The sequence below is a fragment of the Sphingopyxis sp. genome (assembly GCF_050725615.1).
In the GTDB taxonomy this organism is placed as follows: Bacteria; Pseudomonadota; Alphaproteobacteria; order Sphingomonadales; family Sphingomonadaceae; genus Sphingopyxis.
This window is the reverse complement of the sequence record NZ_JBOHHU010000018.1, coordinates 40,266-55,837: the sequence shown is the minus strand read 5'-3', so window position 1 is coordinate 55,837 and position 15,572 is coordinate 40,266. Positions and strand designations below refer to the sequence as shown.

General features: G+C 63.7%; 11 protein-coding genes. 9 read left to right on the top strand and 2 right to left on the bottom strand.

The window, feature by feature from the left end; translation table 11 throughout:
* Positions 1-1,257, top strand: a 1,257-nt coding sequence (locus tag ACREB7_RS06330) for a TonB-dependent receptor (protein ID WP_431591443.1), incomplete at its 5' end; no start/stop codon positions are given.
* A gap of 66 nt (positions 1,258-1,323) precedes the next feature.
* Positions 1,324-2,535 carry a cytochrome P450 gene (locus tag ACREB7_RS06325; RefSeq protein ID WP_431591442.1) on the top strand — a complete coding sequence of 404 codons (1,212 nt, stop codon included), beginning with the start codon at positions 1,324-1,326 and terminating at the stop codon, positions 2,533-2,535.
* 63 nt (positions 2,536-2,598) lie between these two features.
* Here ACREB7_RS06325 and ACREB7_RS06320 read toward each other — a convergent pair whose 3' ends face one another.
* Positions 2,599-2,865: a hypothetical protein gene (locus ACREB7_RS06320; protein ID WP_431591441.1), complete on the bottom strand. Its 267-nt coding sequence runs from the start codon at positions 2,863-2,865 to the stop codon at positions 2,599-2,601.
* 400 nt (positions 2,866-3,265) lie between these two features.
* Between ACREB7_RS06320 and ACREB7_RS06315 the strand changes: the two genes are divergently transcribed.
* The 3 genes from ACREB7_RS06315 to ACREB7_RS06305 are packed head-to-tail and all read left to right on the top strand — an operon-like array spanning position 3,266 to position 7,667.
* Positions 3,266-5,566, top strand: a complete 2,301-nt coding sequence (locus ACREB7_RS06315; protein ID WP_431591440.1) for a TonB-dependent receptor — start codon at positions 3,266-3,268, stop codon at positions 5,564-5,566.
* A gap of 20 nt (positions 5,567-5,586) precedes the next feature.
* Complete coding sequence (locus ACREB7_RS06310; protein WP_431591439.1) at positions 5,587-6,354, top strand: aspartate dehydrogenase domain-containing protein; 768 nt, start codon at positions 5,587-5,589, stop codon at positions 6,352-6,354.
* Entirely contained in the window at positions 6,351-7,667 is a 1,317-nt protein-coding gene (locus tag ACREB7_RS06305) for an MFS transporter (RefSeq protein WP_431591438.1), read from the top strand. The genes ACREB7_RS06310 and ACREB7_RS06305 overlap by 4 nt, the downstream gene beginning before the upstream one ends.
* Here ACREB7_RS06305 and ACREB7_RS06300 read toward each other — a convergent pair.
* Positions 7,664-9,448, bottom strand: coding sequence for a hypothetical protein (locus tag ACREB7_RS06300; protein WP_431591437.1), 1,785 nt, complete (start codon positions 9,446-9,448; stop codon positions 7,664-7,666). The two genes, ACREB7_RS06305 and ACREB7_RS06300, sit on opposite strands and share 4 nt — an antisense overlap.
* 283 nt (positions 9,449-9,731) lie before the next feature.
* On the opposite strand from ACREB7_RS06300, the gene ACREB7_RS06295 reads away from it, so the two are divergent.
* The 4 genes from ACREB7_RS06295 to ACREB7_RS06280 are packed head-to-tail and all read left to right on the top strand — an operon-like array spanning position 9,732 to position 15,543.
* On the top strand, positions 9,732-12,125 hold the full coding sequence (locus tag ACREB7_RS06295) for a TonB-dependent receptor (RefSeq protein WP_431591436.1): 2,394 nt from the start codon (positions 9,732-9,734) through the stop codon (positions 12,123-12,125).
* A 17-nt stretch (positions 12,126-12,142) separates the two neighbouring features.
* Positions 12,143-13,897, top strand: a complete 1,755-nt coding sequence (locus ACREB7_RS06290; RefSeq protein WP_431591435.1) for a hypothetical protein — start codon at positions 12,143-12,145, stop codon at positions 13,895-13,897.
* Positions 13,898-13,918: 21 nt separating this feature from the next.
* The gene (locus tag ACREB7_RS06285) at positions 13,919-14,842 is read left to right on the top strand and encodes a hypothetical protein (RefSeq protein ID WP_431591434.1); all 924 of its coding nucleotides are present in this window, start codon (positions 13,919-13,921) and stop codon (positions 14,840-14,842) included.
* Positions 14,843-14,856: 14 nt separating this feature from the next.
* The gene (locus ACREB7_RS06280; RefSeq protein ID WP_431591433.1) at positions 14,857-15,543 is read left to right on the top strand and encodes a fumarylacetoacetate hydrolase family protein; all 687 of its coding nucleotides are present in this window, start codon (positions 14,857-14,859) and stop codon (positions 15,541-15,543) included.
* The last annotated feature ends 29 nt before the right edge of the window (positions 15,544-15,572 follow it).

Sequence of the window (15,572 nt, the reverse complement as noted above, 5' to 3'; positions counted from 1 at the left end):
GTGCTGACCTCGGTCACCGGCTTTTCCTCCTATGATTTCGAAAAGAAGGTCGATGCCGATTTCGGGCCGAACCCGTCCTTCGCGTCGAGCTTTGCCGAGAAGTTCAGCCAGATGTCGCAGGAAGTCCGCCTCGCCTCGCCGACAACGGGTCGCATCGAATATATATTGGGCGGCTATTTCCATGTGAACGACTATGACCTGTTCCAGACGACACTGATCCGGTTCGGACCGTTCAACGGGCGCTCGAGCCGCAGTTTCCGGCAGGAGAATGTCGCGCTTTCGGGTTTCGGCAGCGCGACCTGGCACGTCACCGATAGCGTGCGCGTGATCGGCAGCCTGCGTTACACCTATGACCGCAAGACCGCCGACCAGACGCGCGTCAACATGGGGGTGGTTCAGCCGACCTGGCTCGCGACCCCGCTGTCGGGGCACCGCGTCGAGCGCGAATGGGATCCGTCGGTCGCGGTGCAGTGGGACGCGACCTCCGACGCGATGCTCTACGCCTCCTATGGCCAAGGCTCAAAGGCAGGCGGCTTCATCGGCGCCCAGGCGACGACGACGCAGGCGCAGTTCGAGATCGAGCCCGAGGCGGCCGAGACCTTCGAAGTCGGGGCCAAGCTCGCGCTCTTCGATCGCCGCCTGCGCTTCAACATCGCCGCGTTCCGGACCGATTTCACCAATTTGCAGGTGTCGTCCTTCGACGCGGTGAGCAACAGCTTCATCACGACCAATGCCGGCGAGGCGCGCAGCCAGGGTGTCGAGAGTGATTTCAGCTGGCAGATCGCCGACGGCGTATCGCTCAACGGATCGCTCGCCTATCTCGACGCCAAGTTCATCGATTTCCCCGGCGCGCCGTGCCCCTTCACCAACCCGACGTGTGTGCCGGCGAACAACAATGCCGCCGGACGGCCGCTGCCCCGCTCGCCCAAATGGAGCGGGACGCTGTTCGCCGATATTGTCATGCCGCTCAGCGATTCGGTCGACTTCGTCGCCAACGGCGGCATGACCTATCGCAGCAGCGCGTTCCTCGAAGAAAGCTATAATCCGGCGGCGGCGCAGGACAGCTATGCCAAATTCGACCTTCGGCTCGGCATTCGTGCGTCGAACAAGAAATGGGAACTCGCGATCGTGGGTAAGAATCTGACCGACGAACTGACCGCGAGCCACGCCTTCAACACGCCGCTCGCGGCCGGGATCATCTCGAAATTCATCCAGCCGCCGCGCACGATCGCGGTGCAGCTGGCGCTGAATTTCTGAACGCGGTGCAATGGGGTAAGCGCGCCGTCATACGCGCGGCAGGCAGGAAAAGGTCGTCCCGAGCTTATGACCGGTTTCAATCTTCTGGACGTCGAGACCTTCCGGCACGGGCATCCGCACGCGGCTTATGATGAATTGCGCGCCACCGCGCCCGTCTATCGCCACCCGGGTTCGGACAAGCAGGATCCCTTCTGGGTGTTGACCCGCTACGACGACATCCGCGCGGTGTCGCTCGATGGCGAGAATTTCACCTCGGCCGCCGGTTTTCGGGTGCCCACCGACAATCGCGGCGCGATGGATTCCGAGATAGGCCGGACGCTGAGTCGATTCATGCTAGCGATGGACAATCCCGAACATCAGGGGTTTCGCTCGCTGGTCAGCTCGGCCTTCCTCCCCTCGTCGTTGGCAAAGGTCGAGCCGCGGGTCCGCGCGGCGGTCGACCGGCTGATCGACAGTCTCGACGGCCGCGACGCGGTCGAATTCGTCACCGAGGTCGGGGCGATCGTGCCGATCCAGACGATCTGCGCGATCATGGGGGTCCCGCCCGAGGACGAATGGCGGGTGTTCGAATTCACCAATGCCGTCTTCGGCACCGACGATCCCGCGTTCGCGCCGTCGGTAGACGTCGCGAACGCGCGTTATCTGGCCATTTTCGACTATGGCCTCAGTCTGCTCGACGAGCGGCGGCGCGCGCCGCAGGACGACATGCTGACGGTGATCGCGAACGGGACGGTCGACGGGCGGCCGCTCGACGAGACCGAGCAGAAGAGCTTTTTCTCGAACATGATCGCGGCGGGCAATGAAACGACGCGCAGTTCGCTCGCGGGTGCGCTCTGGGCCTTGTCGCTGTTTCCCGACCAGCGCCGCCTGCTGGTCGAAAATCCGGAACGGACGGGCGCCGCAGTGCAGGAATTGCTGCGTTGGTTCAGCCCGGTGTTCCAGATGGCGCGCACCGCGAAAAAGGATGTCATGGTTGGCGGCACGATGGTGCGCGCCGGCGAACGGGTCGCGATGCTCTATGGCGCAGGCAACCACGATCCGGCGGTCTTTGCCGATCCGCACCGGCTCGATTTCGACCGCCCGAACGCCAACCGCCACGTCACCTTCGGCTATGGCGTCCACCACTGCCTCGGCTCGCGCCTCGCGACGATGCAACTCGGGCTGATTCTCGAGGCGTTCCTCCGCCGCTACCCCGATTATCAGGTCATCGGCGAGCCCGACTATATCCTGTCGAACTTCGTCGGGGCGATGAAGGCGTTGCCGATCGGACTCCGCTGAGCGTGCATCGGGCCGTCGACGGGCCGCTGCCGGCCGCCGGTCCCTCACGCCGTCGCGGCAAGGTCAGACGAGGGGGTGGTTCGGATCAAGACCGAATTGTTTCCGGCCGACGAGTTCGCGGGTGATGTCCCAATCCCAGAAGGCGTGGGAGCAGACGGTGTTGAGGTCGCGCCAGTAGCGCTGGATCGGCTGGCCAAGGTGGAAGCTCGATGCCCCCGCAGCCGCCATGATCGCTTTGCCGCACGCGATCCGAGCCTTCTCCGCCTCGCGCAGCGTGTTCAGGTCCCCCTTGCGCTCGTAGACATTTTCGCGGTCGTCATGTTGGCGCACGATCGCCCAGCGGGGTTATAGGTCCCCAGGGCGTGGTGATCTTGAAGCCTTGGGCTGATATGTGCCGTCGGTGCCACTTCGTCATGCAAGTCCGACGCGACTGTGAGAGCTTGACGGCAGGGTGGGCATCGCGGTTCAGGCACCTTGAAGAATTGGGAACGCATTCGGGCGTCCATACTCGGGCCCCTGTGTGCGGCGCGCGCCGGGCAAAGTCGACTTCGTCCAAAGACTTGGCCGCTAACCGGCTCGTTTCTACAACCTCGATATATCGATTCGATATAGAGGGGCTCCGCATTATTATTTTTATCGGAAGCACCGAGTCCGCACCTTCTGCTGGGACCAGGTCGCAATTGCGCGCGAAACACCGTGCAGCGATCCGGGCTGGAGGAGGGGTGACGCGATGAGAAAATTTTCAGTTGGAAGCCGGGCGTTTTTGTTGCTGGGCGCGATGTCGGCGCTGACGGCGCCCCAGGTGGCGTTTGCGCAGGATGGAGCCGTCACGGCAGACGGGCTCGAGGAGATTGTCGTCACCGCGCGCAAACGCGAGGAGAAGCTCCAGTCGGCGCCGCTTTCGATTGCCGCGTTCAGCGGCGACGCGCTGGAAAAGGCGGGGATCGACGATTTTTCGGAGATTGCGAGCCGGGTGCCGGGCTTCACGCTCAACCCCGACAACGTGTCCGAGCCCAATATTTTCCTGCGCGGCATCGGCACCGATATCGAGAGCGCGGCGTCGAGCGCAGCGATCGGTTTCTTCCTCAACGACGTTTATCTGCCGCGCGCATCGGGTACGGCGATCGAGCTTTTCGACCTCGAGCGCGTCGAGATCGTGCGCGGCCCGCAGGGAACGCTTTACGGCAAGAACGTCGTCGGCGGTGCGATCAATTTTATCACGCGTAAGCCGACCGACGAATTTCGCGCCGGCGTCGAAGCCGGGATCGGCAACTATGGTTCGTTCGATGTGAAGGCCAATGTCGCCGGCGGCATCGGCGAGGGGCTGTCGGGGAGCCTCGCAGCGTCCGCGCGGCGGCGCGACGGCTTCGCCTTCAACAGTTTCACCGGCAACGACGTCGAGGATCTTTCGGCGTTCGGCGTGATGGGCCAGCTCCGCTACCAGGCGGGTAACAGCCTCGACATCCTGCTTTCGGGTGATCTCACGCGGCGGCGCGGCGGCGGCAAATGGGTCGATATCCAGACGCCGTCCACGCACAATATCCCCTTTGTGAACCCCGATCCGCGGCGTGGCCCCAACAATATCGACGGCAAGCAGGATGCCGATCTGGGCGGCGTACACTTGAGCGCCAATTGGGACACGGGCTCGGGCACGCTGACCTCGATCAGCGCGTATCGCGAGGGCAAATTTGCCGCGCTCAACAACGATGCCGGCAGCTTCATCGATTTCACCAGGCTCGTTTATGACGGCAATGGCCGAATCGATTTCTTCGCGATCGATCGCACCCAATTCAACGACGACTATTTCATCAACAACAAGATGGAGAAGGTCGAAAGCTTCTCGCAGGAATTCCGTTATCGTTCTGACTGGGACGGCGCGTTCAACCTGCTCGCGGGTGTCTATTACCAGCATGAGAAAGTCGACCGTGTCGAGGATTCGGACTATATCTTCATGCGCTTCTTCGCGCAGGGCCGCGAGATCGCCGAGACGCGTCTGAAGTCGGACACCTGGGCGGCGTTCCTCGAGGGCACCTATGACTTCACCGACACGCTCGGGCTGACCGCCGGGATTCGCTATACCAAGGACAGCAAGCGCTTTTCGGTCGATCGCGAGACGATCGGCGATTTCCTCGGCGCCGATTTCGAGGACGAAAACGGCAATTTCACCCGCGCCTTCACCGCGTCGGACAAGCAGAGCTGGGATGCGTGGACACCGAGCGTCAACCTGCACTGGAAACCGGCCGAGGATATCTACCTCTACGCGCTCGTTTCCAAAGGCTATAAATCGGGCGGGTGGAATGGCGAAAATGCGACGAACCCGGGCGAAGCGCGCGCGTCGTACAACCCCGAATTTGCCTGGAACTATGAGGTGGGCGCCAAGACGACGTGGCTCGACAACCGGCTGCGGTTCAACGCGACGGGCTTCTGGACCGAGTATAAGGATCTCCAGACGCAGCAGTTCGTGATCTTCGATCCCAATCTGCCGGCCGACAATGTGATCGCCAATGCGGGCAAGGCACGCGTCAAGGGCGTCGAGATCGAAACCGCAGTCGTCCCCGTCGACGGGCTGACGCTATTTGCCAACTACACCTATATGGACGCGAAGATCACCGGCGACCTGATCAGCACCGAACTGCGTTTCGATTTCGGCTGTTTCTGCAACATCCCTGTCCCGACCAATTTGAAGGGCAATGTGCTGCGTCGTTCGCCAGAAAATTCGTTCAGCATCGGCGGCGATCTGACGGTTCCGCTCAGCAGCCGGTTCAACGGCTTTGTGCGCGCCGACTACAACTGGACCGACGATTTCTTCTTCGACAACGAGAACAGCCCGCGCACGCGGCAGAAATCGGTCGGGGTGCTCAACGGATCGATCGGCATCGCGACCGAGGACGACAAATGGGAATTGCGTGTCTGGGCCAAGAATCTGACCAACGAGCTTTATGAATCGGGGAAGAGCGACGTCATCGGCTCGGTCCTCGTCTCCTACAATCCGCCGCGCACCTATGGCGCGACGCTCCGCTGGAAATATTGACCGCGTGGGGGCGAGCGGCGATGCGTATCGGGCTGGTCGGCTTCGGGTTCATCGGGGCCGAGCTTTACCGGCGCGTCGCCGCAGGCGACGGTCCGGGCGAAATCATTTTCGTCCACGGTCGTTCGCGTGAGCGACTGGCGGGCTTGCCCGGCGAGCTGATCCTTGATGATCTGTCGAAAGCGCCCGACCTCGCGCCTGACCTGGTCGTCGAAGTCGCAGGGCCGGAGATCAGTCACCAGCACGGCGAAACGCTCCTCTCGTTCGCCGACTATATGCCGCTGTCGCTGACCGCGCTCGCCGACGCGGCGCTGTGTGACCGGCTTATTCTCGCGGCGGCGCGATCGCGCCGCTCGTTGCTCGTCGCGCATGGGGCGCTCGTTGGCCTCGACAGCCTCGTCGAATGGCAGGGCATGTGGGACGAGGTTGTGATTAGTTTCCGCAAGCCGCCCGCGAGCCTCGGAATATCGGGCGTCGAAGCCACGCGGGAAAAGCTGCTGTTTGACGGCAGCGTGCGCGACATCGCCGCGCACTATCCGCACAATGTCAACGCGATGGTCGCCTGCGCGCTCGCGACCGTCGGGCTCGATCGCTGCCGCGCGCGGCTGGTCGCCGATCCGGCGATCGACCATCTCGAACTCGCGGTCGAGGCGCATGGGCGCGATGGCTCGCAGATATCGATCCGCCGCCGCCAGCCCGCGCGCGGCGTGTCGGGCAGCGAAATGGCGGCGGCGGTCTACAGCTCGATCCGCCGCGTCGGCGGATTGTCGGACGCGATGGCATTCGTATGAAGGAAGGCGCGCCCGTTCCGGTCCAGCAGGTCGTCGACGGCTTGGCCTTTACGGTCTTTCACGCCCGCGTGCTCGCGCTCGTCGCGGGGGTGATTCTGCTCGACGGTTTCGATATCCAGCTTGCCGCCTTCGCGGCGCCTGCGATCATCGCCGATTGGCAGATCGGATCGGCCGCGCTCGCTCCGGTCATGGCGGCATCACTGCTCGGCATGGCCGTGGGAACCGCCATCGGCGGACGGATCGGTGATCGCTACGGACGGCGTGCGGCGCTGATCGGCGCCGCTTTCTGGTTTGGCGCGACCGCACTGTTCACTGCGCTGTGCAGCGACGTGACCAGCTTTTCGGTGCTGCGCTTCATCACCGGTCTCGGGCTTGGTGCTGCAGTCCCGAACGCGACCGCGCTCGTCGCCGAATGGATGCCCGCAAGAACGCGCAGCTATGCGCTTTCCGTGATTTCGGTCGGCGTGCCGTGCGGCGGGATCGTCGGCGCCGCGCTCGCGTCGTGGCTGATCCCGGCCTATGGCTGGCCGACGGCCTTTCTGGTCGGAGGCGGCCTGCCGCTGTTGCTCGGCGCCGTGATGATCGGCGCACTCCCCGAATCCCCGATGTTGCTCGCGCGGCGCGGAGGTGCCGATGGACGGATCGCGGCGCTGGTCGCCAAGGCGGGCGGCACCGCGACGGGCCCCTTCGCGCCGCCATCGATCGTGGCGCAGGGCGGCCATGTCCTTGCCCCGTCGCTGCGGCGATCGATGATCGGGATGAGCCTCGCCTTCTTCGCGGCGTTGATGGCGGTCTATGCGTTGCTGAGCTGGGTTCCCGTGCTGCTGACCGGCGCGGGCTTCGACATGGCGAGTGCGATACGCGGCGCGATGATCCTCAACCTGTCGGGGGTCGCGACCTCGTTCGCGCTGACCTGGCTGATGCTGCGCATCGGATCGCGGCGCACGATGATCGGGACGATCGGCGCGGGGCTCGCGGCGCTGGCCTTCTGGGCCGTGCTGCTCCACACGCCCGGCGTGCCGCGCGGCGCGATCCTGTTCGGGGTCGCCCTCGCCGGGGCGGGCGTGCTGTCGTTGCAGGTGCTGTTGCTGACCCTGTCGGCGCATGTCTTTCCGGTCGAATGCCGGTCGGCGGGGATCGGCTATGCGATCAGCATCGGCCGGCTCGGTGCGATCGCGAGTGCGTTCGGCGCGGGGCTTTTGCTCGCGCGGCCGAACGGACTGCTGCTGTTTTTCGGTCTGGTCGCGGCGGCGCTTCTCGTACTGGCGGCCGCGATGCTGCTCGTCGACCGCCACCTGCCGACGCGGAGTTAATCGCGCGGCGGCCAAGGCTTTGCTGGCGCCTTGAACGACGGTTTGCCGATCAGCGGCGACGACAGCGCATAGAAGCCGTGGTTGGTGAAGGCCCACAGGATATTGCGGTCATATTCGGCGAAGATGCCATAGGTCAGGTTGCCTTGCGACTGGCCGCCGGTTTCGGCTTCGGTCGGGAAGCGGGGGACGAAATAGCCGGCGATCGTCGGCTTGGTCGGGTCCTTCACGTCGAAGATCTGCACCCCGCCATTGTAAAAGGCATAGGCGACCACCCCGTCGCGGAAGCGACCGGGCTGGGTGAGGTAGCCCGAACGTTTGGGCCCGAAGCTGCCGCGCCGCTGGCAGAAATCGGTGAAAGCCGCATCGGCGGGCGGGCTCGGCCGCGGGAATTTCGCCGCGATCTTCAGGTCCGCCGGATTGCGCGCGTCGACGACGAGAATGTCCTTGTACGGTTCGTAGCATTCGTCGTTCATCGGATAGCCGTTGGTGAAGATATAGCCGGTGCGCTCATATTGGCTGAGGTCGACATTATCGAATTCGGTGCCGGCGAATTTCGGAACCTGATTGACGTGCCCGACGATGCGGATGTTCGCGGGATCGCTGATGTCGAGCGAATAGAGGCCGAGCCCCGCCATCGCACCGAAGGCGATCCGGCCGCCCTCGTCGGGCGCTTTGGTCATAAAGGGCGGCATCCGCGATCCGAACCATGAGGTGCGGTTGCCCGCGCGCGGGTTCATCAGATAGGCGGCCTCATGCTCGGGATCGCCAAGAATCTGGCCGGGCGCCGCGAACTGGCTGACGAAGGTCGGGTTCGCGGGGTCGCTCATGTCCCAAACCTGATAGCCCGGCGTATAGATATAGTCGGCGAATTCGGTCAGCATGAAACGGTCGTCAGGAGCCGCCGACAGGAACATATATTTGCCTCCGTTCCACGCCGGAATGTCGAGCACACCTGACCCTTGCTGCGCGCCGAGCGGCGCGTCGGGATGGCGATAGTCGCTCGTGCGTTCGGCGATGAGGCGCCATTGGTCGGGCAGCGGCCCGTCCATCGCATAGACGCGAAAACCTTTCAGGCCCTTCCAGTGCTTGAGCGTTTCAACCCCTTGGGGCTCGCGATATTTCTCGTCCATGATGCCATAGCGCGGCACTTCAAACGCCTGCACCATCACATATTTGCCGAGCCCCCTGTGCCACGAGATGTTCGCGGCGCCGAAGCCTTCGCCCTTGCCATAGGGATTGACGATGTCGGGCTTGCCATAGGCACCGATGCGCTGGCCGCGTCGATAGACGAGCTTTGCTTTGCGCGGGTCGGTGATGTCGAACACACCCACCCCCGCGCGGTAATAGGTATACATATAGCGTTTGCCGCCGAAGTCGGCGATCGACTGCCAGGTGTGCCCGGTCGACGGAATGAAGTTGGTGAAGCCGAGGACTTCGACATTCTTTTTATAGCTTTGCTGGTCCCAATGATCGAGCTGACCCGGAAAGTTCGGCGCCGAGCGGACGAGCGGCGTCGCCTTGGGATGAACGAAGCGCCCGGTCGCGGCGTCCATGCCATAATCCTTGCCCGGCACCGGTGGTTCGGGTTTGCGGTCATAGGTGAGGTTCCACCAGGCGCGGATATCGGGATCGGGAATGTCGCTTTCGTGCGCCGTCAGCGGCGGGACGGGCTTTGTCACATTCTCTGCCGGCTCATCGGCGAGCGACGGGGCCGCGAGCCCGGCCAGAAGAAGGGCAAGGACGCCCCCGGTTGCCGCGCGCGTGACGAGATGGTGCCGCATTCAATCCTCCCAGAATGAAAATCGGTCCTGTTTGTCGGCCCGCACGCCATGGTGATCCAATATTCGATGGCCGGGGTGCTATAATCTTTCATGGATAGCGCTGGCCATCGGCCGCTGCCGCGCACTTTGCGCCTGGATATAATCAAAATAGAATATAGAGCGACATATTATCTATTATATAGATATATGAACATGGCTAGGTGTCGCTTGTCCGATCATTCAGGCCGATACGAAACCTCCCCGCAAGAGGACAGGGTACGCCGGCCGCTGGGGAGGGTTAAAGATGCGAATGAACCGAAACTGGCGCTGCGTCCTGCTCGCGACCGCCGCCGCCGGGGCGCTGCCCGGCATCGCTGCGGCCCAGTCGGCGCCGGCCGACGCCAAGGCGCCCGCCGCCACCGAGGGCTATGGCGACGAAATCGTCGTCACCGCGCGCAAGCGCGAGGAAAGCCTGCAGGATGTGCCGATTTCGGTGCAGGCGTTCAGCAGCGCCGCGCTCGAACGATCGGGTATCAAGGATTTCTCCGAAATCGCCTATCGCGTTCCCGGCCTCAAACTCAGCGCCGAACGCGCGGTCGATACCGAACTTTTCATCCGCGGCATCGGCTCTGACATCCAGGGGGCGGGCGCCGACGGCGCGGTCGGTATCTTCCTCGATGGCGCCTATCTGTCGCGTGGCACCGGATCGCTGCTCGATCTGTACGATCTCGAGCGCGTCGAGGTGCTGAAGGGCCCGCAGTCGCTGCGCTTCGGCAAGAGCGTGGTCGGCGGCCTCATCAACTATGTGACCAAAAAGCCTGGCAAGGAATTCGAAGGTCGCTTCGAGGCGAGCTATGGCAATTACGACAAGCTCGATGCCGCCGCCTCGGTGCGCGGGCCGGTGTCCGACACGCTCGGGCTCGGCCTCACCGTCAGTTCGCGCAAGCATGACGGCTATGCCGTCAACACGCGCGGCGGCGACGAAGAGGACCAGAATGTCCAGTCGGTTCGCGGTCAGCTCCGCTGGCAGCCCGACGCGACGCTCGATATCAATCTGGCGGCCGATTATACACGCCACCGCGATGGCGCGCGCTGGGTCGACATTATCGTTCCCGGCGACAGCGAGGAAGTGACCTATAACAGCTTCTTCGCGCCGCCGATCGCCAGTCTGCCGGGCTTTGTGCTACCGAACCGCAATGCGCCGTTCCAGAGCGTCGAACATCGCCGCGGTGCGCATAATTTCACCGGTTTCCAGAATTCGGACATGTACGGCCTCAGCGCCTCAATCGAATGGCAGCCGAGCGACGCGATCAGCATCGTGTCGCAGACCGCATGGCGCGTTTCCTCGCTCGCAGCGCGCGAGGACGGCTCAGGCATGTTCTTCAACTTCGCGATCGATCCCGCGACGAACGCGCCCGACGTCACGCCGGCGATGCTCGCCGGGCTTGACACCTATCTCGGGACCGTTCCCGACAGCTATTTCGACAGTGGCAAGGCGGAAGATGTGCGGCAATTCTCTCAGGAGTTGCGCCTGCGCTGGAACAATGGCGGCCCGCTCCAGATCGAAGGCGGCGTCTTCTACATGCGCGAGAACATCCGCCGCGCCGAGGATGTGAACTTCCTGTTCCCCGATTTCCAGGCGATCACCGAATTCGCCTTTGCCCAGGCGTTCGGCGGCACCCCGGCGTCGCCATTCCCGGGCAGTAACCACACCGTCACGACGTCGAAGAATGATAATATCGGCGTGTTCGGCGAACTCGGCTACAGCATCACCGACCAGCTCACGCTCGAAGCGGGGCTGCGCTATGCCTATGATCGCAAGAATTATTCGAACGACCGCTCGGGCGTGTCATTCGAGGGCGCGCCGGTCAATTTCACCGTTGCGGACAAGCAGAGCTGGGACGCCTGGTTGCCGAGTGTGACGCTGCGCTATGAACCGAGCGACAACGCGACGCTTTATGCGCGCTATGCGAAGGGCTACAAGCCCGGCGGCTGGACCGGCGAGGATGCCAATACGCCCGCCGAAGCATTGGTATCGTTCGATCCCGAAACCGCCGACAGCTTCGAACTCGGCGCGAAGCTCGCGCTCGCCGACCGGCGGTTCTTCATCAACGCCGCAGCCTATTACACGCTCTATGACAACCTGCAGACCAACCAGTTCCTGTCGCCGGGGCCCGGCCTGCCGCCCGACAATTTCGTGTTCAACGCGAAGAACGGCACGCGCGCCTATGGCCTCGAACTCGATGTGCAGGCGCGGCTCACCGATACGTTCAGCATCTCGGGCAATTATGCCTATTCACGCTGCAACTTCACCGGCGAGCTGATCATCGACGATGACGGCACCGACCTCGACGGTAACAGCTGCCGCCGGACCCCGAAGCATGCGTTCGGCGTCGCCGCCAATCTCGACCAGCCGATCAGCGAGAGTCTCGTGCTCGTCGCGGGGAGCGACTTCCAGTACACCGGCGCCAATTTCTTCGACAATCCGAACACGCCGATCCTGAAATTCGACAGCGAAATCCTGCTGAATGCCCGCATCGGCATCCGTGATGCCGATGACAAATGGGAATTGACGGCGTGGGCGAAGAACCTGACGAACGAGCTCAATTACACGAGCAAGCTCGAACTGTTCGGCACAATATACGGCACCTATATTCCGCCGCGCACCTATGGCGTGACGGCGCGGTTCCGGTTCTGAGAAGCAGGGAGACGACGATGAAAGGCGGCAGCAAACATTGGGCCTGCGGCGCGGCGATGTTGGCGGCACTGTTTTGTCCCGCAGTCCTCGCTGCCGCCGATTGGTCTGGTGGCCATGGCGCCGACCCGATCGACGTGCGCGACCCCTGGCTGAAGGCATGGCAGGAGGCGACGCCCGAAAACCCGCCCGCCGACCCCGTGCCCGGGGTCGATTACGGTATGAATCCCGACGGCAGCTTCCGCCACCCCGCCTCTACGCGGCTCACCACCGAGGTTCCGGGTTTTCCCGGCCAGCTCGATCATTGGGATCAGAATAGTTACACGAAGAATGTCGAGGTCGTCGCTTTCTATCCGGCGGTGACCTCGCCCTGGCATGCTTGGGCGAATGTCGTCGATTTCGATGGTCGGCGTTACCTCTACACGCACGACCGCGATTACCTCCGCATCCTCGACGTCACCGACCCCAAGCACGCGAAGACCGTCTGGTCGAAAGGCGGGGTGTGGAGCGCGGAAGGGTCGAGCGAGGATTGGGACGCGGCGGCGGTCACCGATTATTTCGGCGGCGTCACGATCGCGTGGAACAAGAAGCTGCAGCGCAATGTCCTTGTCGCCTCCTACGAGATCGGGCGCTTCGGGCTGATGGAGGACAAAAGGCGTCAGCCCGACAAGGTCGCGGCGCAACGCCGCTATAATTCGTTGAAGGGCTTCAAGGTCTTCGTGATGGAAGGCCCGACCCCCGACAAATGGAAGCTGATCGCGACGCGGACCACCGACGCCAAACATCCCGACGCCCCTATCGGCGAACAACAGGGATCGGGCGCGCTCGACGCTGTGACCTGGTGGGGCGGCAAATATATGCTGCTCTCGGCGGCGCCCGACGACAGCTACAGCCTGACCGAATATCCCGACTATCTCTATTCGCCCGGTTATCAGGTCTGGGACATGGACGATCCGGCGAACCCGAAGTTCGTCTCGCAGATCACCGTGCCGGGGCAGCAACTCGGCGACAAGGACAGCGAAGCGGCTTATCTGGCCAATCCGCGCGCGGGCAACCGGACGAGCTGGATGGGATCGCGCAATCCGATCGTGCTGACGAAGCCGGTCGAGCAGGGCGGCAAGGTCGGCTTCGGCGGCATGGGCGGGCTGGGCTTCTACACCTTCGACCTCAGCGACCCGGCCGCGCCGAAGACGCTAGGTCATTTGAGCGTCCCGCCGAGCTACGCCGGGACCGAGTTCGACAATGTCGACGTCAGCCAATATGATCGCACCGGCTTCGTCTTCTCGAACGGCTATCCGATGAACGAGAGCTGTTTCGAGCCCTATAAGGATATTTTCTCGATCGACGTGCGCGATCCCGCGCATCCGAAGGTCGCGGCGAAATTCCCCCGTCCGAAACCGCCGGCGGGCGCATCCTTCACCGATTTCTGCCAGCGGCGCGGCAGTTTCGGGCCGAAACGGTCGGGCGGCCTCGGCCAGCCCGAACGCGGACGGCAGGGGCTCGCCATCTACGCCTTCTACAACGCCGGCATCCAGATCTTCGACGTCAAGGATCCGGCGAAGCCGACGATTGCGGGCTATTTCGTCCCACGCTTCCCGACCGAAAAGGAACTGCCAAGCTATACGTTCGGCAATTCGACCTTCGCGGTCTACACCGAATATGACCGCAACATCATCTGGGCCTTTTCGGTGAACGGCGTCTATGCGCTGTCGAGCCCGCTGCTCGGCAAGCCGAGCCTTGGCGCTCCAAAGACGATATGGCCCCCACGCCGCTGAACCCCTGACTGGAGAATGATTATGCGCGCATGTCATATCGCGCTGGCGGGAGCCTTGCTCCTCGCCGGATGCTCGAACGCACCCGCCGAAAAGACCGCAGAGAAACCTGCGGAACCCGCAGGCGACAACATCCTGCACATCAGCTGGGGCGGGATTGCCGAGGCCGATGCGGGCGAGGCGAAGCGGCACTGGTCGACCTGGGCGATCAACCTCGTCGATGGCGGGGCGGCCTATGGCTGGCTGTCGGACAAGGGGGTGCCCCTGCCGCACGCGCTGAATTTCGAGCTCGCGGGCAATGGCAAGATCGCGGCGGTTGCGCTCGACAACCGTTTCGAGCCGGTGGTGCGCGAGGATGGATCAATGTCCCAGACCGCGGAGGGATCGCCGGTGCGGCGTTTCGCGCTGCTCGGCTCGGCCAAGGGACCCGAGGGGCCGTATCAGACGCTCGTCGAGGGTGAGGCCAAGGCCGACGCGCAGACGGTCGTGAAGCTGCCCAAGGAAGCTTCGGCGCGCTGGCTGCGGCTGCGCATCGACAGCAATTGGGCGGGGAAGGGGCAGACGCGGCTGTCGGACCTTGCGGTCATCGGCACACTCGAACAGCGCGGCGCGGCGGCGGTCGCCGATGCCGAGGCGAGCGGCATTTACAGCCATGAATATGGCCCGATCCTGCTGCGGCAAAAGGGCCACGAGGTCTTCGGCTGCTACAATGACGGCCTCGGTTCTTTGCGCGGTACGGTCTTCGGTCGCATCATGCGCCTCGCCTGGTTCTCGAAGGAGGAAGGCAGCATCGGTTCGGCGACGCTGGTCGCGGCGAACGGCAAGCTCTATGGCTTCTGGTATCGCCCCGAAGACAGGATGGGCAGCCCGTGGAACGCGGTGAGGGAGAGCGGCCTCGATGGCGCCGACCTCGGCAAGTGCCGCGCGGCGCTCTATCCGCCGGCCTGATACCGAGGATGCCTATGACGAGCCCGAAATTTTCCGTTGCCGTGCCGAGTGTGGAAATTGCTGGAAGCGACGAGCGCTTCCCGGTCCGCCGGATATTCTGCGTCGGCCGGAACTATGCCGAGCATGCGCGCGAGATGGGCGGTTCGCCTGAGCGCGAGCCGCCCTTTTTCTTCGCCAAGCCGGCCGATGCGGTCGTCGGCGGGACGGCGGATATCGCGATGCCGCCGCGCACCGCGAACCTGCATCACGAGGTCGAACTCGTCGTTGCGCTCGGCAGCGGCGGCCGCGACATCGCGCAGGATGCGGCGATCGGGACGGTGTTCGGCTATGCGGTCGGCAACGACCTGACGCGCCGCGACCTGCAGGCGGAGGCAAAGGGTGCCGGGCGGCCGTGGGACATGGCGAAGGGCTTCGATTACAGCGCGGCGATCTCGGCGATCCGTCCCGCGTTGGATATCGGTCATCCGGCGAACGCGCGCATCTGGCTCTCGGTCAACGGCGAATTGCGGCAGGAGGGCGATATCGCCGACATGATCTGGCCGGTCGCCGACATCGTCGCCGAACTGTCGACCTATGTCGAGCTGAAGGCCGGCGACCTCATCTACACCGGCACGCCCGCCGGCGTCGGCCGGATCGCGGCGGGCGATCTCGTCGAAGGCGGCATCGAAGGCATCGGCACGATCGCCAACTGCTTCGTCTGACCGCTCTCTATAACGTATCAAGTATAACG

Excerpts from the sequence above, each read along its gene's own strand:
- ACREB7_RS06325 (WP_431591442.1), top strand. The coding sequence starts at position 1,324 with ATGACCGGTTTCAATCTTCTGGACGTCGAGACCTTCCGGCACGGGCAT.
- ACREB7_RS06300 (WP_431591437.1), bottom strand. The coding sequence starts at position 9,448 with ATGCGGCACCATCTCGTCACGCGCGCGGCAACCGGGGGCGTCCTTGCC.
- ACREB7_RS06285 (WP_431591434.1), top strand. The coding sequence starts at position 13,919 with ATGCGCGCATGTCATATCGCGCTGGCGGGAGCCTTGCTCCTCGCCGGA.
- ACREB7_RS06310 (WP_431591439.1), top strand. The coding sequence starts at position 5,587 with ATGCGTATCGGGCTGGTCGGCTTCGGGTTCATCGGGGCCGAGCTTTAC.
- ACREB7_RS06305 (WP_431591438.1), top strand. The coding sequence starts at position 6,351 with ATGAAGGAAGGCGCGCCCGTTCCGGTCCAGCAGGTCGTCGACGGCTTG.
- ACREB7_RS06315 (WP_431591440.1), top strand. The coding sequence starts at position 3,266 with ATGAGAAAATTTTCAGTTGGAAGCCGGGCGTTTTTGTTGCTGGGCGCG.
- ACREB7_RS06295 (WP_431591436.1), top strand. The coding sequence starts at position 9,732 with ATGCGAATGAACCGAAACTGGCGCTGCGTCCTGCTCGCGACCGCCGCC.
- ACREB7_RS06280 (WP_431591433.1), top strand. The coding sequence starts at position 14,857 with ATGACGAGCCCGAAATTTTCCGTTGCCGTGCCGAGTGTGGAAATTGCT.
- ACREB7_RS06290 (WP_431591435.1), top strand. The coding sequence starts at position 12,143 with ATGAAAGGCGGCAGCAAACATTGGGCCTGCGGCGCGGCGATGTTGGCG.